Raw genomic sequence first — 19,769 nt, forward strand, 5'->3', positions numbered from 1 at the left:
CATCTCCTCTTCTAAAGTTTCAGTTCATTTTCAAATGTAAAGTAACTTTGATATTTAAATTGTTATAAACTATGTCTCTTAACTGATGAATTTAATACCTCATTATCTAACTTTTGAATTGTATTCTGTAATTTTTGAATCATTGCTTCTTTGTTATAAGGTAATGCACCATAAATAGAAGCTGTATTTGTTGGATGAACACCATAGAATCTAATATTCTCTAATTTTAATGCATTTAGTAATTCTATTTCTTCTTCTATAATTTCTAACTCACTAGCAGGAATAAATTCTCCTCTTTCTACTTGATCACTTAATTCACTACCTTCAAATATACCTAAAGTACCTGCCCAGATAAGTCCTGGCTTTACTGTATTAAGTAATTTAGCAGTGGCCTTAGCATTCTCTATACCAAGTCCTTTTCCTGCAACCCCTAACATCAATCCGGTATGGTGAACAATACCAATTCTATTTAATCTCTCAAGTTGAATATACGCGTCCTCTAGGGTATGACCTTTATTAATTCTATCAATAGTCGCTTCATGTCCTGTTTCTAAACCTATATAGAGGTCATTTATACGTGCTTCTTTTAACATTACTAGATCTGAATCTGACTTTCCTTTTATATTCGATACAGACGCATACATAGAAATAGTTTCAATAGAAGGAATATGCTTAATCAATAGATCAGATATTTCTTTTAGCCTTCTCGCACTTAATACAAACGCATCACCATTTACTAAGAAAATTCTATCAATATTTCCAAAGCGATCTTTAATTTCTAGGATATCTTTCTCAATTTGAGTTAATTGTTCAATACTAAATTTTACATCTTTATACATCGTACAAAATGTACATTTATTGTGTGCGCAACCAGCTGTTACTTGTAATAACGCTGTGTTTCCTTCAACTGGTGGTCTATAAATCATTCCTGTAAATTTCATTTTTATCCTCCTTTAATGATTACAATATTTTTGCTAATTGAATTATATCAAGCCATAAAATTAAAACAAGAACGGTCTTTATTGTGCATAACGAACATGGAGTATAGCTACTCTTCTAACCCCATTGTTTTGTGATCAAATAATTCAATATTGTCATTGAAATACTCTTCACCCCAATCTTTAAGTTGATTTAGTAGTGGTATTAGTGATTTACCTTTCTCAGTCAAGCTATATTCTACTTTTGGCGGAATTTGTGGGAACACTTCCCTGTTAATAATTCTATCCATTTCTAATTCACGAAGCTGTTTTGTAAGCATTCTTTCTGTTATTTTAGGAAGGCATCTCCGCAATTCTGTATATCTTAAAGTACCATGAAACCCTAAATAATAGAGCATTATTGGTTTCCATTTCCCCCCTATCAAATCTAATGTTACTTCAAAATAACATCTATATGTGGATTTATTGTGTGCACAACCAGCTGTTCCTTGCAATGACACTGTGTTTCCTTCAGCTGGTGGTCTATAAATCGTTCCTGTAGCTTTCATTTTTATCCTCCTTTAATAATTCAATATTTTTGTTAATTGAATTATACCAATCCATAAATGAAAAACAAGAACGGTCTTTATTGTGCATACCGAACACAGAGTATAGCTACTCTTCTAACTCTAGTGTTTTGTGATCAAATAATTCAATATTTTCCCCTTATCAAATCTAATGTTAGTTCAAAATAATATCTATATAACTTTTCTTTTATCTAAAATCTATATTATCCATATGACCTTATACTATACTTTTTGTGTGTATACCACTTTTTTGTAAGTACTTGTTGTTAATTACATGATGATATATAATAATCATCAAGATATATCTTTAATTGAAAAATAAATTCATAGAGGAGTTAATATGTTTAATAAAATTTTCGAATCAGGAAAAATTGGTTCAATGGAATTAAAAAATAGATTAGTCGTTCCAGCAATGTTAAGTATATATGCAAATGAAGATGGAAGCCTTTCTGAGAAGTATATAAAATATTATGAAGAGAAAGCTAAAGGGGGATGGGGTTTAATTATTTGTGAAGACCATCTCATTGATCCAAGAGGTGCAGGTTTTAAAAATATTCCTGGATTATATAGTGATAAGTTTATGCCAGAACATATTGAATTAGTTAAACGCGTCCATGCAGCAGGTTCAAAGATAGCTGTTCAGTTATATCACGCAGGTCGCCAAACCCATAGCGCGGTAATCGGAGAATTACCAGTTGCGCCTTCTGCTATTCAAGATCCTGTTATTGGTCAGACACCTATCGAACTATCACCTGATGAAATAGGTGTTTTAGTTAGAAAATTTACGGAAGCAGCACTACGAGCAAAAGAGATTGGATACGATGCAATTGAATTACAAGGTGGTCATGGCTACTTAATAAACCAATTTCTATCACCATTTTCCAATAAAAGAACCGATAAATATGGCGGCAATTTAAGAAATAGACTTAGATTCCCTTTAGAAATTATTCGAAGTATTAAAGAGAACTTAGGTGAAAATTATCCAATAATTTTTAGAATTTCATCAGAGGAGTTAGTTGAAGGTGGTTTAACCATTGAAGATACTAAAACGATTGCTATAATCTTAGAGTCTGCTGGAATTGCAGCCTTACATGCATCTGGAGGTGTTTATAAAAGTAGTGATTACTTATGTGCACCTACAGCAATGTCAACTGCTCTATTCTCTGATTATGCAAGTGAATTTAAAAAAGTTATAAAAATTCCTGTGCTAACCGTTAATAAAATTATTTATCCTGAAGTTGCAGAGTCCTTATTAAGAGAGAATAAAGCTGATTTTATCTCTATGGGAAGAGCTTCAATTGCTGATCCTCACCTCCCTCAAAAGGTATATGAAGGAAGAGAAGAAGAAATCATCCACTGTATTGGCTGTAGGCAAGGATGTTGGAATAACCTATTAAAAAATAAACCTATTTCATGCTTAGTAAATCCTATAACCGGTAATGAAATGAATCCTTTGGTAAATGCACATATGCCGAAAAAAATCATGATCATTGGTGGTGGCCCTGCTGGTATGGAGGCTGCAATAAGTGCCGCGAGTAAAGGACATAGAGTATCAATTTTTGAGAAGAAGGACAAATTAGGAGGACAGTGGTTATTAGCTGCCATTCCACCAGGTAAGGAAATTTTAAATACATTAACTGTATGGCAAATTAGTGAATTAAAAAGACTTAATGTAACTGTGCATCTCAATACAGATGTTACTGAACAAGTAATCACGAAATTCAATCCTGATCATTTAATTATTGCAACTGGTGCTAATCCTATAATGCCAAATATTCTTGGAATCACTAACAATAACGTTGTTTTAGCAAATGATATTTTGAGTAGTACTGTAGAAATGAATGGAAACATTGTTGTTATTGGTGGTGGACTTGTTGGAGTAGAAACTGCCGAACACATAGCTATACATAATCATAATGTAACAATTATTGAAATGAGAGATACTTTAGCTACTGATATGGAAGCTGCCTCAAGAAACTTGTTACTTAAATCATTAAAAAAGAATAAAGTTAAAACATTCCTTAATACAACAACTGTTAATATTACTGAAAATTCTATTACTGTGAAAAATATCGACAACATAGAATATGAAATTCAAGCTGATCAAGTCGTTATAGCTATAGGCTCCCGACCAAATAATGAATTATATACTCAGTTTAAAAATATAATTCCTACGAGTATTATTGGCGATGCTCTACAAGTTAGAAAAGCAATTGATGCGACACATGAAGGCTACTTTATTGGTGCTTCAGTTTAATAAATTAAACTAGATTTATTGAAAATATGTGCTTATAAAAGAACTTTAGATATTTCTAAGCCCTATGGGAGAGATTCGAATATTTACCCCTTTAAGTGGTTATCCTTATATATGGATATTGTTTGAAAGCATTTTTTTCTAAATGTAGAAGTATAGAGAGAATAATTTTAGTCGTTAATGGATTTTACATATTATTTTTATAGTTAATAATATAGTAAATATGACAATAACGATTATTTATAGGAGATATTAAATGAATAATTGTAATGTAATAAAATTTTCAAATGATCTATTAAGAAAATATTTCAATGTTGGGGAATATGATATTCCTCTTATAGATGAAAGTAATGTATTTGACAATGTTAATGATAAACTAAATGAATTATTTTCTATTAGTGAAGATTTTCATAAATATAATTCTGATTGGACTTTTAAATATTTAGAACAGTCTACAACTTCTCTATTAGATACAGTTTTTACTAGTTGTAAAATTCCTTCAAATGAAAAGGATATTCAAAAATGTTATCAAAAACAAAAACATATAATAAATCATTTCAAAAATATATTATATAGGTATTCTAACTTCATTAGATTTATTAGAAATGCTTTTAAATTTTTAGAAATTTTTTTATCAGTTTTATTAATTGTAACAATATCTAATATTTCTCATTCAATTGAAGCTATTTATCATACGTTACTTATGAGTGCCTCAATAGCTGTTACTTTTGCACTTTTAAAAATCTTTATTGAAAGAAGATTTGTTATACCTTTAATAGAGAAATTATCATCTAGAAAATATACTATTCTATTAAAAAGACTATATAGTATACTTTCTACAAATATTGCTTTATTCCATCTTACTGAAATATTAGAAGTAGACTTAAAACATTCACAAAGGTTAGTGTGTAATATATATAGTGGATTTAACGAGATAGAAAGTCGTATTACTAATCCTCACATGAATAATTTATTAGGATAATATATATATCGAGAAGACAGTTTTGGCTGACTATTCACCCCTCTTAATACCAATTTGTGCAAAAAACAACCGCATTGGATTTCTCCAATGCGGTCATAGTGTCTAAAGTTCTTCCCCATTTGTAGCAATAGTCTTCTTGTACCAATGAAAGCTCTTCTTTTTAGATCTTTCTAAAGTTCCATTTCCTTCATTATCCTTATCAACATATATAAAGCCATAACGTTTTTTCATTTCACCTGTTGATGCAGAAACTATGTCAATACATCCCCAAGGAGTGTAACCTATAAGCTCAACTCCATCTAAAACGGCTTCCTTCATTTCCTTAACATGCTCTCTTAAGTACTCAATTCTATAATCGTCATTAATTGAGCCATCTTCCTCTACCTTATCTACAGCACCTAATCCATTTTCAACTATAAATAATGGTTTTTGATATCTGTCATGTAAAGTGTTGCATGTAATTCTTAATCCCTTAGGATCAATTTGCCATCCCCATTCAGAAGCCTTAAGATGAGGATTCTTTATTGTTGCCATCACATTACCAGATGACATTTTACTTAGAATTTCTGGATCTGTACTAGCACATCTACTAGAATAATAACTAAAGGCAATGTAATCTACTGTATTCTCCTTAAGTAACTCTTCATCACCTGGCTCCATTATAATATCTATACTATTTTCCCTAAAGAATCGCTTAGCATATCCAGGATATTCCCCTCTTGATTGAACATCTATAAAGAAGTAATTTTCTCTATCTTTATCAAGAGCTTCTTGAACATCATCTGGATTACAAGTATAAGGGTAAGTTACTCCTGCTGCAAGCATACATCCTATCATAGCCTCTGGCATTATTTCACGTGCTGCTTTTGTAGCTAATGCACTTGCAACTAACTGATGATGAGCCGCTTGATACTTTATTTGTGTCTTATTTTCGCCTTCCTTAAACACTATTCCTCCACCAACAAACGGAAGATGTAATATCATGTTTATTTCATTGAAAGTCATCCAATATTTAACCTTATTCTTATATCTTGCAAAAATAGTTCTAGTGTATCTTTCATAGAACTTAACAAGCTTTCTACTTCTCCATCCACCATAATTTTCCATCAAAGCTACCGGTATATCAAAATGACAAATAGTAACTACCGGTTCAATACCATGCTTTAACATCTCATCAAACATCTCATCGTAGAACTTTAGTCCTTCTTCATTTGGAGTTTCATCCTCACCATTAGGGAAAATTCTAGCCCAAGCTATAGATACTCTTAAGCATTTGAAACCCATTTCACCGAATAAAGCTATATCCTCTCTAAACTTGTGATAAAAATCTATAGCCTCATGAGATGGGTAAGTTTCTCCATCCACTGGCTTTAAACTTTCTACATTTCCAAACATAACTTTAAATCTATTTTTACCAGCGGGGCAAAGATCTATATTAGTTAGACCTTTACCTCCTTCATTATATGCTCCTTCGCATTGATTGGCTGCTAAAGCGCCTCCCCATAAAAAACTTTCTGGAAATCCTAATTTATTTGTCATAGCCATTGTCCTTTCTTTAGGCAAGTTCAAATAAATAACAATTCAGTATACTCGTCTATTTTGCAAACTACTTCATCCTTGGAACCCACTGAGAGAACCACTATCAGTGGAACCCAACTCTTCGTACTTTGCAAAATATACTTCGCATCTTTGACTTGTTATTTATTTTCACATGCCAGTTATTAAATTACTACTGTTAATAACTTTTCTTTATGATTTATATTGCCCTCATCAGTTTCAATAACATCTAAGTAATTATCAGAATTTGTTATAACTATTGGAGTTGTAACTGGGTATCCTTCTTCTTCGATAGCCTTTTTGTCAAATTCCAATATAACATCGCCTTTTTTAACTCTATCTCCTTGTTTCATCTTTGGAGTGAAGTATTTTCCTTCTAATTGCACAGTATTCATACCTACATGAATTAAGATTTCAACACCATTTTCTGTAGTGATTCCCATAGCATGCCCTGTAGGGAAAAGAGTTGTTAATACTCCATCTGCCGGAGCTACAACCTTACCTTCTGAAGGTTCTATACCAACCCCTTTTCCTAATACTCCTGTTGAAAAAGCTTGATCCTTAACTTCTGATAATGGTATAATTTTTCCCTTTAGTGGACTACCTATAACTTCTTGCTTTACTAAAGTTTCATCTTTATTTGCGTTTTTTTTTTCCTTAACAACTTCTTCATCCTCAAGTTTAGTTAAATACATTGCAACAAACCCTAGAATGAAAGCAATGATAATTGCAGCAATGGCTCCATAGAAACCTTTGTCGAATCCTGTTTGTCCATTAATGTAACTTGGTATACCAAAGATACCTAATCCTCCAACCATATACACTTTTGAACCAGCCCATCCCGTAATAGCACCACCTATAGAAGCTACAATACAACTTATTACAAATGGTTTCTTACGAGGCAATGTGATACCGTATATAGCTGGCTCAGTAACTCCAAATATACCTGAAATAACTGATGATAATGATAATCCTTTTAACTTTTTATTCTTTGTCTTAAACAGTATTGCTAGTACTACCCCTGTTTGTGCAAATGATGCAGCGAATGACATAGCAAGTACTGGATCATATCCTAAAGTAACTAAATTGTTGATTGCCACAGGTATTAATCCCCAATGTAATCCAAATATAACAAACACTTGCCAGAACCCACCGATAACAATACCAGTAAGAATTGGACTTAATTCATAAAGAGCAACTGTACCTGCACCTAATAACTGACCTGCCCATGTAGCTATAGGTCCAACTACTATAAATGTTAAAGGAGCAACAACTAGTAATGTACAAAATGGAACTAAAAAAGTCTTAACAACATCTGGTATTATCTTCTTAAATACCTTTTCAACCTTTGATGCTACATAAGTAGCAAGGATAATTGGAATAACACTTGATGAGTAATTCATTAAGATAACTGGAATTCCTAAGAATGTTATATATACAGGTGATTCTATTATTGAACCTTGGAACAAAGTGTATAATGGTTCACCTACAGTTAAACCACCAAGTGCTGGATAAACAAGTGCTGCACCTATTGCCATACCAACGAAGTGATTTAATTTAAACTTCTTAGCAGCTGTGTATCCTAAGAATATTGGGAAAAAGTAGAAGAAACAATCTCCTATAGCATTTAAAAGCTGATACGTACCTGAATCTAGTGCAAGCCAACCTAATGCTAAGAATAAAGCATTAAAACCTTTAATCATACCAGTAGCTGCTAATACTCCTAGAGCTGGTGCAAATATTCCTGAAATTGTATCTATTAAACTATTAAATATTCCTTTTTTTTCTCCTGTTTCATCTGATTCTGAAGCTGTACCAAATCCCCCTACAGCCATCACCTCTTCATAAACATCTGCTACATGGTTACCTATAACCACTTGGTATTGTCCACCACTTTGAACAACAGTTACAATACCATCCATATTTTTTAATACTTCTGTATTTGCCTTCTTTTCATCCTTTAATTTAAAACGAAGACGTGTAACACAATGGGTTAAACTGTTAACATTTTCTTTTCCACCAACATTTTTTATAATGTTCTTTGCCAATTGTTCATATTTCACAATGCTCTCCCCTTTTCATCTTTATTTATAAAAAAAAGCAAGACCAAATAAATAGAATAATCTTTTATTCTATTTATTTCGGTCTTGCCTGCTTTACCAGTAACAATCCTAAATGTTTAATTATCTTTTAGTAACCCTTTGAATGTGAAGGGTCAAATACAATTTTTCCTCATCATTTAACTCTTTTTCTAGATATTTTTCTATTTTAAGCATACAGTTATATGCCTTTTTATATTTTGCTTTTCCCTGCTTCAATAAAAAATCATCATGTTCTGATTCTCTCTTTTCTTCTTTATTTAATCTTTTAAAGAAGAACCTTAGATGAGTAATAAATCTTTCATAACTTAGAGATTTATCATCTAATTCAATATTATAAGTATATTTAACTATATTTAAAATATCCATTATCTTTGTTGTCATGTCACGCATATTCTCCACCTTATCACTGGAGCTATTTACCTGTGCATTTATTAGATGAAGAGCTATATTTCCTGCTTCATTCTCAGGTAATCTCTTATCTGTTTCACTTTCAATAAAATCTAATGCTTTTAACCCTACAGCGAATTCCTTAGGATAAAACTTTTTAATCTCCCAAATCAGTACATTAGAACAATTGAGTCCTTCTTCAAAAAGTTTAAGAGCATTACTAATATGATCTGTTAGGGTAATATAGATATAATCGTTTAATTTTACTTTTAGAATATTTTTTGCATATTCTATAATGTCGTAGGATAGAGACACATACTCCACTGGAACGTCTTCTAGCAATAACTTAAATTTTTCTGAAATCTCTTTCTGTTTAAGAATAAAGGTTTTTTCAACCAGATTTTCATCTATTTCATCTCCTACCTTTTTCTTAAAACCAATTCCACATCCCACAACAACACTCTCATGCTTAGAAGCGTCCTTAGCTAACACAGCATTATTATTAAAAATTTTTTTAATTATCACTTCTATTCCCCCCCATATCCATTAGCAAAATGCTTTTTTAAACATAAAAACCTTAAATAATCAAAGGGATAAAATTTATCACTTTTGATTATTTAAGGTTTCGCCTGATCGAATCAGTAACAATCACATTATTTAATTTAAATCGTTTAATTATAAATAATAATAACCCATTTTACTTGTTTTGTCAATTTTTTTTGCCATTATTCTTATTAAATTAATTAACTTTATTGATATGTCCTCCTAATAAACTCCATCCACTTATCCTGCAATTGGATTTCTGTTAAACCAAAAACATTCAAATAATCATTAGGTGTTTTTACAAAATCATTCAATTTATCATAACCAAACTCTTGAACGAGTGACTCTACAATGGTATATGCGTATTGATATCCATCTCTCTTGAAAAACGTTTCAAAGTCCTCACCAGTATCTAGATCTTTGAATGTTGGAATGGAATTACTTTGTAGTCCATTTATAATCGTTTTCCTTATCCAATTTTCATTATTGTCTTTTGCTTCATAAGAAGCAATTCCTTCATTCAGCCATCTAGGTATATTGCTATTTATTTTATTTACAATTATATGAATGAATTCATGAACCGCTGTTTTTACCACACCATCAAAGTCTGAACCATATGGTGGATTTAATGGTGATGCGATTAATATCTTACCTACTCCAATTCCACCTCTTACCCATTTAGGTGCATTAGGAAATCCTAAAGCTTTAAGAAGTTCCTTATGTTCTGAGTGAATCTCAATAGTCAATTTCTCCTGAAGTTTTTGATTGAACTTATCAGTAATTCTACTATAATTCTCTTCAAGAATATGCAAAACTTTATCAATACATGTCTTGTCTGCTTGTGTGTAATAAATTATAAATTGTTCAGTTTCTTTTCTCATACATAGTTTATAAACTTCATTTGTATTGTCAATCATATTGATTTTCTCCCTTATCATCATTATTTCTTATCATAATGAATTAATAGATTTTCTTTTTATAGGAATCCAAACTTCACATGTATATTCAATTGGGTTTTCATCATTCCAAAAGTTTTTTTCAATGCATGGACCTTCCACTTGTTCAAATCCAGAGGAGGGAAACCATTCTGAATATATACGTTTCCAGATATCTTGCATAATTGAGTTATCTGGAAGATGTCCATGACCTTCAAATACTGCCCATGTAAGTTTTGGTATCTGCAGTATTGTAAATTCATCTGATATCTCAGTTTCAGGCATTTCATACCCCATCATATATTTTCTTGTCCCATCTTCTTTAAAACCATAATGAAATCCATCCAATAAGGTACCTTTAGGATTTCCCAATAGTTCATTAATCCTCTCATGTGTTCCATTTTCAAAAATCTTATTAATAAATTCTGGTATCTCCTTATAGATTGCATTATTAACTGTAGTTGTTACAAAACCTGTACCAAAAACTTTAAAAGCTTCCTTTTCAACTATTCTATAAATTATTTCACTTTCTCCTTTTATTGATATTTGAAAAGATATTTTTGGAAAAGCTTTAATTTTCCCATTTATCTTCTTTAAAGCTGATGGTGATATTCCATGAAGTCTTTTAAAAGCTTTAGTAAAGGCTTCTGGACTTTCATAGCCATATTTTAATGCTACATCAATCACTTTTTTGTCTGACGTAGTAAACTCTTCGGCAGCAAGACTAAGTCTACGATTTCTTATATATTCAGTCACAGTAAATCCTGTTAATGCATAAAAAACACGCTGAAAGTGATATCGTGATGAGAATGCCACCTTTGATATCTCATCTATGTCAAGTGTTGTATCCAAATTTCTTTCAATATATTCAATTGTATTATTAAGCATTTTAATTGTTTCCAAAATATTCATTTCCTTTCAATCTAATTATATAAAAATTTCAGAATTACTTCCTGTGTTTTTGTGCTTTGATTTGTCCGATTTAATCTATTGTGAGCTTCAATACTCAATACTAATTTAACATAGCAAATATCTTCATTTCTTAATTATGATACAGTATTTTTAGGAGTAAAGTAACCCCTATCCCTGTAATATCAATCTTAATAATAAAAACGCCATTACTTATGGTAAGATTCACCGTATCAACGGCAAATGCGAAATTGATTGCCAATGATAAAGATGATAAACTTATTGTTGTCTACAATATCGATCTATATAATAATTGAAGAGGCACGGTACATGATAACTATGCCTTAGAACTAGTTTTTGATTGCTACTGTATAACATATAAGACTTTATAAGAAGGTGATGAGTTTGACAAGTTACAGAACAATTGATATTGCTCGTGAAGTGGGGATTCATGTAAATACTGTAAGGCTTTATGAACAGATAGGTTTTATATCAGTTGCACCTAGATCTGCTAATGGATACAGGATTTTTTCAGATAAGCATTTATATCAGACAAAGATTGCACGATTAATTGTTCATGGAAAATGGCCTGGAAAGCCTATACGGAACTCAGGTATGAAGATAGTACGCGCAATGAAGGAATGGGACCTAATTGGAGCCCATCAGTACGCACGTGACTATGTTAAAGCAATAAATGAGGAACAGGAAAAGGCACTTGTCGCAATAAAAACTCTCGAGAATTGGGGGAACAATATTTATGCTTCCTCTAAGGTTGAGACCTATAATCGAAAACAAACAGCAGCTATTATTGGAACCTCTCCGGAAGTGTTGAGAAATTGGGAACGAAGAGGATTGATAAAAGTACCTCAAAAATCAAACAAAAGAGTATACTCATCGCTAGAAATTGAAAGGCTGCATGTAATCTATGTTATGCTTCAATCAAATTATAAAATAGTGGAGATATCAGAAAGGCTGCAATTATATGATAAAGAAATTATTAATAAAATTCCCAATGAAGTGAATCAAAGAAGAGACGAGCACATCTCTAATATGCGATCCCATTGGCTTGAAGTATCTGACAATGCCCTTGAAAATGCAATGAAGGTTCTCGATCTTCTAAATGAAATTTTTCAAACCCTCCATCTGTAAACCACCCAATATATAATGGTATAATCTTATCATGCGCCGGCAGCATAAGTGAATATTTAATGGGAGTGATAGAAAATGCCTAATTATGATATTAATGATTATAAAGAAAATGACATGGACAAGTTTTATTCAGAATTGATTGAGTATTCAAAAACATTGAACATTATAGACGCACATGAACATTTTGTTAGCGAACCAGAACATTTGAAACGCTATCTAAGCTTTTATGATTATTTGGCTGCATATGTAAAAGGGGATTTGGCCAGTTCAGGAATGAATTATGGACTTTTAGATTATCCTAAAAACGAGGGACAAGCTATAGATTTATTCCGAAAAATTGAGCCATTTTGGCAATATATAAAATACAGTTCTTATGCCCGACCAGTATTGTTAGCTTTGAAAAAGTTCCATGATTGTGATGACTTAACTGAAGAAAATATAGTTAAGATTGGTCGAGAATTAAATGAACGTAATAAACCTGGTCATTTTGATGAAATATTCAATGCTACTAAAATTGAACTTATACTTAATCAGAGTACAACTGGAGAAAAAGCATTTGCTGATTCCAGATTCTGTTATGGAATACCTGATGAAGATGATTGTAGTATAAAACTTCGTAATTTTTTTGATAGTTGCCCTGAGGGAACATATGATGATTATATTAATATGATTGATAAGGAAATGGCTGAAGAGGTTAATAATGGAGCAATATTACAAAAGTTTTTTTCAGACGTTTTCATACATCCATTAGATAAAAAAGCTGCATTGTCAGATTTTGAAGACATTCGTAAGAACTCAAAAATGCCATGCAGCGCTGCCCTTTCTTCAGCAATTGCTCATGAAAAACTTGATTTATGTGCTAAATATAATATAGTTGCAGCAATTCATACAGGTGTATGGGGTGATATTACCAGGCTTTCACCGTCAATTATGTTTCCGGTTGTTAATGCACATTGGGGTACTGTTTTTGACATATATCATATGGGCATTCCATATGTTAGGGAATGTGCTTTTTTAGGTAAAAACTTTCCTCATGTCCATCTTAATTTATGTTGGAGTCACTGTGTCAGTGAACAAATGACAAAAAATATGATTAATGAATGGCTTGATTTAGTGCCAGTTAATAAGATTATCGGATTTGGTGGAGATGTTAACACATTGCCTGAGCAGGTATGGGGACAGTTAAATCATGCTCTTGAAAATCTATCTAGAGCGTTTGCATATAGAATTAAAATTGGGCGTATGGATCTTAACTATGCAAAATATGTGATGAAGCTTTGGTTATATGATAATCCAAAGCGTATATATAAGCTATAGATTTTTAAAAACTATAATCCATAATTCATCATCTTTACAAAATAACAATAATATAAAGTTAAGATGGTTTTCATTTCTTCCCAAAACATGTAATAAAGGAACTCTCTGGAGTTCCTTTAAAATTCACTAATTTTTTTAGCCAATTTTGTAGCTACTACTAAATCATCTTGTATAGAATATTAATTTCTCTTCTTGCCCTCTAAAAATTCTATTCTTTCCTCAAATTGTGGTAAATATTCTTTGTGTGCAACCAACATTTCATCTAAAATTGTTTGTGCTATTTTCCCACTCGGAACAAGTGGGTTAATTGTAAATGCTTGTAATGCAGTACTATAATCTCCTGTTACCGCTGCTTTAATAGTAGTTAACTCCATGTCTTTCATGTGTTGTAACAATCCTCTGCTTGAAGAGTCAAAGGATCCCCATGAAAGTGGAACTGGTCCATTAGAAGTAATGATAGAACTTACTTCAACAACTACATCATCTGGTAGGTCAGAGATAGCACCATTATTTTTCGTACTTACTACCATATGACTACGCTTATCATTATATATAGAAGTAATTAACTCACATGCTGCATCAGAATAGTAAGCTCCTCCACGTTTTGCAAGTTGTGGTGGTTTTATGCTTAAGTTAGGATCTTTGTAAAGCTCAAATAATTCTGCTTCAGTACGTTTTACTACTTCTGCTCGAGTTTCACCTTTCTCAAAGGCTTCTAACTCTTCTTTTAACATATCATCTGTAATATAGTAATATCTATGATACATACATGGAATAATCCCAAGATTACGTACTTGATCTGCTAAAAATCCAATATTCGGGATATTTTGAACTCCAGCTTTTTGTTCAACATCTTCATCAATATTATTGTTTGGATTTATTGGACTCATGATTCCTTCTAATGCCTTCACCATTGCTTCAGGTGATGTGTATGCAGCTTCAATTACATCTTTAGTCTTTTCTTCTCCTGATTTATCCCATACTCGATGCCAATGGAAATGATTTAGCCCTCCAAAACGGAAGAATAAATCTTCCTCTTTATCTTTTAAAGCTCCTGCTGCAATTTTGCTACACATAATAGGTACATTACATAAGCCTACTACTTTATCCCAATTTCCATAACGAATAACTGCTTCAGTTACCATTCCAGACGGATTTGTGAAGTTAACTAACCATGCCTTTGGACAAAGCTCCTTCATATCTTCCACAATATCTAATATAACAGGGATTGTACGAAATGCCTTAAACATCCCTCCTGCACCATTTGTTTCTTGTCCAATAATTCCATGAGATAAAGGAATTCTCTCATCCTTAATACGGGCATCTAATAAACCTACTCGAAGTTGAGTAGAAACAAAATCTGCATCCTTTAGTGCTTCACGACGATCTAATGTTAAATGAACATCCCAATCTAACCCTGCTGCTTTAACCATTCTCTTTGCCAGAGCACCAACAATTTCTAGCTTTTCCCTCCCAGCTTCAATATCTACTAACCATAGTTCTTTGATTGGTAATTCATCTTTTCTCTTTATAAAACCTTCTATTAATTCTGGTGTATAACTTGATCCACCACCAATAGTTACTATTTTCAAATTCTTCTTCATATTCATCACGACCTTTCTATAATTATTATAATTGAAACTATTAATCATTAGAATATTCATAGCGCTTATAGTCACAAAGAGGATTGTTTAGTTACATGTTCCACCTAAAAAACAAAGTGTTTTTTTTACAAGAATAAACCCCCTTAAAATTTTATAAGGAGGTTTATTAACACTCTGAAGTTGTTTTTATACTTTACTTTTTTAGTATGGTTAATTTAGCTAAAGCTTCAATTATATACATTGCTGGAATTTGTGAAGTTATATCTACTTTGCCCCATGAATTCTTATAGGCTAACTCTCTTTGTATATAATATGAAATATTATAATCTGACATTTTCGCTAAGGTGCTATTCTTACTATTAGTGATAGAAACTACAGTGGCCTTACTTCTTTTCAAAATTTCAGAATTATGGATTAGCATTTCAATCTCACCTTCAACAGATAAGGTAATTATTATTGTTTCACTTGGAACTTCAAGGTTTATTGGAAACATTGGATTGTTAATCCCTGTAGAAAAAATCCCAACATTACAAAAATAGCGACTAGCATAATCAGCAATTATTCCTGAATTGCCTACACCTAAAAAAATAACATGTTTCTTTGATGCTATAATTGATGCAATTTCATCAAGCTGATTTTGAAAGGCTTCCGTATTTGCTCTTTGTAAAAAATCCACGACTATTGAAGAATCATATGTTTTGGGGTGATTCTTACTCTTCTCTGCTTCAAGCTTATATCTCACTTTGAATTCAGAAAATCCATCACAATTTAATTTCCTACAAAATCTAGTGATAGTAGTAGTTGAAACATGAGCTTCATTAGCCACCTCTCTAATGGTCATATAAGCAATTTTTTCACTATTTTTTAATATAAAATTATAAATCTCATAATCTAAATCACTAAACTGGCTTAAAGCTTGGTTAGAAAATAAACTCACAGTGTATCACCGCCTTCTCAACATTATAAAATATAAAATATTAAAAAACAAGTTTCTATCAAAGGAGTTATTCGCAGAGGAAAAAAGCTTACAAATAGTACTACATAAAAATTTAATAATATGCTCAATTTTGATTTTAATACGTTTTTCCAAATCAATGATAAAATTAAATCTTTTTTAATGTGTATATATTAAAATAACCCACGAAAATCCAAATTTTAGATTTTCGTGGGTTTCAATGGTGGAGGCGAATGGCATTAAACTCCAAATCCCTCAATCAATTCAATCTCAACACCATTAGGATCTTTTATAAAAACAAATTTTTCTCCGCTTGGAACCTCAATAGGTCCTCTAATAATCTCAATATCTTTTTCCCTTAATCTTTTTAACACTTCATTTAAATCTTCAACATTAAATCCAATTGATACCAATGCCCCTTCATTAACTTCATGCATATGATTATTTTCTATCAGTTCAATTAATCCCTTTTCTTCATCTTTCAAAAAAACAATATTAACGCCTTCTTGCGGACTAAATCTTCTTACTTCAAAAAGTCCAAATGCATTTTTATAAAACTCTACTGATTCCTCTAAGTTTTTTACATGTACTGTAATAAATCCAACTTTCATTGTTACCCCTCCCCATATTTAATGCTTTGATTATTTTTAAAATTGCAGCTATATACTTTCAAAATAAGTCTTTTCCCAGAAATAAATCTGTATTAAGATTAGTTGCAACCGAAACTAATCTCAGTATATAATAAATTAGTTTCGATTGCAACTACATAAGTTTATTACTATTTTTGACTTGACTCCTATAAATTAACTTTTTATAATATTAGAAGTGAAAATGATAAAATAATAGGTAGTCTCTAAAAAGACTACCTTGAGCTTTTTCAACGCCTGAAATTCTTAAGACAAAAAACAGAACCATTTTTATTCTCTTTAAACTAATAATGGACTTCTTGTTTCATTATACTCTTCAAACCACTCAATAAGCTGATTTAGAAGTTCAATATTTACTTTATGCATTTCTATTACAGGTGTTCCTTTAATTACATCATCATGGTCATCAACAATTACTTCAAGAACAATCTTATTATTATTTTCACCAACAATAATCAAACCAGTTTTTTCATTCTTTTTGCACTTAAAATCAACTACCTGAGTTACAGGATTAGTCTCCAAGCCTCTGATTTCACTTACCTCTATAAACTCAGACAAGTTTTCTCTTAGCCTTTCTAATATCTCCACAAATGTACTTCTCTCGTATCTCATTTATAATCAACCTCCATACAATATCTTGTTTGTAAGATGTCCATTTACTTAATTTTATATGCAAAAAATAATTTCTCTTTTTATTTATGATGCTATTCTTTCAAATAAGTTTTAAAAAAAATAGCATAAAGAATAATATGAGACGATTAAAATACAATATTAATGCAAACTTGTATATTATAGCTGTTTAGCATATAAAATTATCTTTAAGAGCCATAATGTATTGTAATTTTTTATAAAACTATTTACAATAGTACCCTTATAGTGTAAAATTACACTATAAGGGTGTTTTTTACTCTTTAGAAATTTAATAAGTAAATCATATTTAAAAGGTGGAACTTTTATGACAAGAAATGAATTTATAAAAAAAGTTGATGAAAAGGTTAAACTTATAAGAAACGAAAAAGGATACACACAAGATAAAATGGCACAGATACTTGGAATATCAAAAAAAACTTTAGTACAAGTTGAAAAAGAAAGAGGTAGTTTGGGTTGGGCAGTTGCTATAGCAGTATGTGTTATCTTCAAGAACAGTGAAATATTAGAATTAACTTTTGGAGGAGATATAGAAGATATAATTCGGTCATTATCCTCTGAAAATAATGATAATAAATACACTTCAACACTTGGAGGAAAGCTTTGGTGGAAGGATATTCAGACTAAAAATGGTTATACAGTTCAACAAAATGTAATATCAAATCATTACAGAATTTTAGATAGTAATAATCTAAGAGTGAGTTATTCCTTTGAAGTTGAATACATAAATAAAAGATTTAATGAACTTGCTGATTAAAAATATAAAATAACATAATTCAAGGAGCGTTTTATATGAAAAATGAAAAAACAAAGGACAAAATTATTTATGGTTCTATATTAACAATATCTTTATATTGCATAATATCTGCAATCATTCACCCTATAGTATGGGAAATGATAGCCTTAATCATTTTACCTATATTATATTTGGGAGTAATAAGGATAGGTGATTTTAAAATAAGGTCAATTATAACTAAAATATTATCAGTTATATATGGAATTGTTTCAGTATTTATGTTTGTAATATGTCTCATTTCTGGATTTGTAGAAAATGGTACTCTTAATGTTGCTATCAAAAACATAGGTTTAAATAGTCCATTAATATTAGGTTTCCTAATATTATCAGTATTTGTTTATAAAAAGAAAGAATAAAAAACAACTTGCTATTTTAATGTTAAATAGCAAGTTATTTCTAATGTTATTTATTAAATTTGCACCTTAATAAGAAGCCGTTGCTGAAAAAAAGTACCTTTTAATTATATTCTATTAAACTACGTTTAAATCTCTATATATTTATATTGATTTTTTCCATTCTCCTTAGCCTTATAAAGCATTTCATCTGCGTGCTTTATAATTCCTTCCATATTCATATGATTCTTTGGAAAAATAGATGCAATACCCATACTTACTGTAACATATCCATTTGCATCATTATTCTCATGTTTTATGCTTAATTCTTTAAGTTTATTATTGATTCTATCCGCAATAATAATTGCCCCATCCAACGATGTATTAGGCAGTACAACCAAAAACTCCTCTCCCCCATATCTTCCAGCAAAATCCTCTGATCGCCCAAGAGTTCCTTTTATACTACTAGCTACCTTTTTAAGTACTTCATCCCCCTGAATATGACCATACATATCGTTGTACTTCTTAAAATTATCAAGATCCAACATTATCACTGATAATGGCATTTCATATCTACTGCAGTTTCTCCAATGCATTTTAAGCATACGATCAATTCCTCTACGGTTATATGTCCCTGTTAGAAAATCTTCTAAACTAATATCCTCTAACTTACACTTCTCTTCTTTCAAGTTTGTCAATTCAACAATCTTATTCTCCAACTCTTCAGCAATATCTTCGATTAATCTTCTTTGCAAATATAGTTCTTTAAAAATATTTACTTTGCTTCTTAATATCAATGGATCTATAGGCTTAAATAAATAATCAACAGCTCCTACCTCATAGCCCTTAAATATAGATTTTTTTTCCTTGCTAATTGCAGTGACAAAAATAATTGGTATTTTCTTCGTTTTCTCAATTTTTCTGAGAAGCTCAGCTGTTTGGAATCCATCTAAACCTGGCATCTGAACATCCATTAAAATAACTGCAAAAGAATGACTTGAACATAGCTTCAATGCCTCTTCCCCTGACATAGCATTAATCAGATTTAAATCCTCATCAGTTAGAACACTTTCCATAACCAAGTGATTTTCTTTTAAATCATCCACAATTAAGATATCTACTTTTTGTCTCATATTCATATCTCCTGT

18 protein-coding genes are annotated in these 19,769 nt (G+C 31.1%); 6 read left to right on the forward strand and 12 right to left on the reverse strand.

What is annotated here, in order from left to right:
* Positions 1-62: 62 nt before the first annotated feature.
* Entirely contained in the window at positions 63-941 is an 879-nt protein-coding gene (locus KDK92_RS07040; protein ID WP_250858488.1) for a radical SAM protein, read from the reverse strand.
* A gap of 107 nt (positions 942-1,048) precedes the next feature.
* On the reverse strand, positions 1,049-1,486 hold the full coding sequence (locus KDK92_RS07045) for a winged helix-turn-helix transcriptional regulator (protein WP_250858489.1): 438 nt from the start codon (positions 1,484-1,486) through the stop codon (positions 1,049-1,051).
* Between the two features lie 358 nt (positions 1,487-1,844).
* Between KDK92_RS07045 and KDK92_RS07050 the strand changes: the two genes are divergently transcribed.
* Both KDK92_RS07050 and KDK92_RS07055 read left to right on the forward strand, forming a co-directional pair.
* The gene (locus KDK92_RS07050; RefSeq protein ID WP_250858490.1) at positions 1,845-3,761 is read left to right on the forward strand and encodes an oxidoreductase; all 1,917 of its coding nucleotides are present in this window, start codon (positions 1,845-1,847) and stop codon (positions 3,759-3,761) included.
* A 253-nt stretch (positions 3,762-4,014) separates the two neighbouring features.
* The gene (locus KDK92_RS07055; RefSeq protein WP_250858491.1) at positions 4,015-4,740 is read left to right on the forward strand and encodes a hypothetical protein; all 726 of its coding nucleotides are present in this window, start codon (positions 4,015-4,017) and stop codon (positions 4,738-4,740) included.
* Between the two features lie 102 nt (positions 4,741-4,842).
* Here the strand turns inward: KDK92_RS07055 and KDK92_RS07060 are convergent, their stop codons facing one another.
* From KDK92_RS07060 to KDK92_RS07080, 5 genes are all read right to left on the reverse strand, one after another.
* Positions 4,843-6,279, reverse strand: a complete 1,437-nt coding sequence (locus KDK92_RS07060) for a 6-phospho-beta-glucosidase (protein WP_250858632.1) — start codon at positions 6,277-6,279, stop codon at positions 4,843-4,845.
* Positions 6,280-6,461: 182 nt separating this feature from the next.
* Complete coding sequence (locus KDK92_RS07065; protein ID WP_250858492.1) at positions 6,462-8,360, reverse strand: beta-glucoside-specific PTS transporter subunit IIABC; 1,899 nt, start codon at positions 8,358-8,360, stop codon at positions 6,462-6,464.
* A 120-nt stretch (positions 8,361-8,480) separates the two neighbouring features.
* Positions 8,481-9,311, reverse strand: coding sequence for a BglG family transcription antiterminator LicT (licT, locus tag KDK92_RS07070; protein WP_250858493.1), 831 nt, complete (start codon positions 9,309-9,311; stop codon positions 8,481-8,483).
* A gap of 224 nt (positions 9,312-9,535) precedes the next feature.
* A complete protein-coding gene (locus KDK92_RS07075) occupies positions 9,536-10,246 on the reverse strand; it encodes a peptidase MA family metallohydrolase (RefSeq protein ID WP_250858494.1) in 711 nt (236 codons plus the stop codon).
* 33 nt (positions 10,247-10,279) lie between these two features.
* Positions 10,280-11,167 (reverse strand): AraC family transcriptional regulator, encoded by an 888-nt coding sequence (locus KDK92_RS07080; RefSeq protein WP_250858495.1) that lies wholly within the window; start codon positions 11,165-11,167, stop codon positions 10,280-10,282.
* A 411-nt stretch (positions 11,168-11,578) separates the two neighbouring features.
* On the opposite strand from KDK92_RS07080, the gene KDK92_RS07085 reads away from it, so the two are divergent.
* Together KDK92_RS07085 and KDK92_RS07090 are read left to right on the forward strand one after the other, a co-directional pair.
* Positions 11,579-12,322, forward strand: coding sequence for a MerR family transcriptional regulator (locus KDK92_RS07085; protein ID WP_250858496.1), 744 nt, complete (start codon positions 11,579-11,581; stop codon positions 12,320-12,322).
* A gap of 75 nt (positions 12,323-12,397) precedes the next feature.
* On the forward strand, positions 12,398-13,639 hold the full coding sequence (locus KDK92_RS07090) for a hypothetical protein (protein ID WP_250858497.1): 1,242 nt from the start codon (positions 12,398-12,400) through the stop codon (positions 13,637-13,639).
* A 179-nt stretch (positions 13,640-13,818) separates the two neighbouring features.
* On the opposite strand, the gene KDK92_RS07095 is transcribed toward KDK92_RS07090, so the two are convergent.
* From KDK92_RS07095 to KDK92_RS07110, 4 genes are all read right to left on the reverse strand, one after another.
* Complete coding sequence (locus KDK92_RS07095; RefSeq protein ID WP_250858498.1) at positions 13,819-15,243, reverse strand: 6-phospho-beta-glucosidase; 1,425 nt, start codon at positions 15,241-15,243, stop codon at positions 13,819-13,821.
* A gap of 193 nt (positions 15,244-15,436) precedes the next feature.
* Positions 15,437-16,180 carry a MurR/RpiR family transcriptional regulator gene (locus KDK92_RS07100; RefSeq protein ID WP_250858499.1) on the reverse strand — a complete coding sequence of 248 codons (744 nt, stop codon included), beginning with the start codon at positions 16,178-16,180 and terminating at the stop codon, positions 15,437-15,439.
* A gap of 257 nt (positions 16,181-16,437) precedes the next feature.
* The gene (locus KDK92_RS07105) at positions 16,438-16,809 is read right to left on the reverse strand and encodes a VOC family protein (protein ID WP_250858500.1); all 372 of its coding nucleotides are present in this window, start codon (positions 16,807-16,809) and stop codon (positions 16,438-16,440) included.
* 315 nt (positions 16,810-17,124) lie between these two features.
* Entirely contained in the window at positions 17,125-17,457 is a 333-nt protein-coding gene (locus KDK92_RS07110) for a hypothetical protein (protein WP_250858501.1), read from the reverse strand.
* Positions 17,458-17,800: 343 nt separating this feature from the next.
* Here KDK92_RS07110 and KDK92_RS07115 point away from each other — a divergent pair, with 343 nt between their 5' ends.
* Together KDK92_RS07115 and KDK92_RS07120 are read left to right on the forward strand one after the other, a co-directional pair.
* Positions 17,801-18,250 (forward strand): helix-turn-helix transcriptional regulator, encoded by a 450-nt coding sequence (locus KDK92_RS07115; protein WP_250858502.1) that lies wholly within the window; start codon positions 17,801-17,803, stop codon positions 18,248-18,250.
* Positions 18,251-18,285: 35 nt separating this feature from the next.
* Entirely contained in the window at positions 18,286-18,645 is a 360-nt protein-coding gene (locus KDK92_RS07120; RefSeq protein WP_250858503.1) for a hypothetical protein, read from the forward strand.
* A 125-nt stretch (positions 18,646-18,770) separates the two neighbouring features.
* Here KDK92_RS07120 and KDK92_RS07125 read toward each other — a convergent pair whose 3' ends face one another.
* Entirely contained in the window at positions 18,771-19,754 is a 984-nt protein-coding gene (locus KDK92_RS07125) for a GGDEF domain-containing response regulator (RefSeq protein ID WP_250858504.1), read from the reverse strand.
* Between the last annotated feature and the right edge of the window lie 15 nt (positions 19,755-19,769).

Source organism: Oceanirhabdus seepicola (assembly GCF_023684385.1).
Taxonomy (GTDB): domain Bacteria; phylum Bacillota; class Clostridia; order Clostridiales; family Clostridiaceae; genus Oceanirhabdus; species Oceanirhabdus seepicola.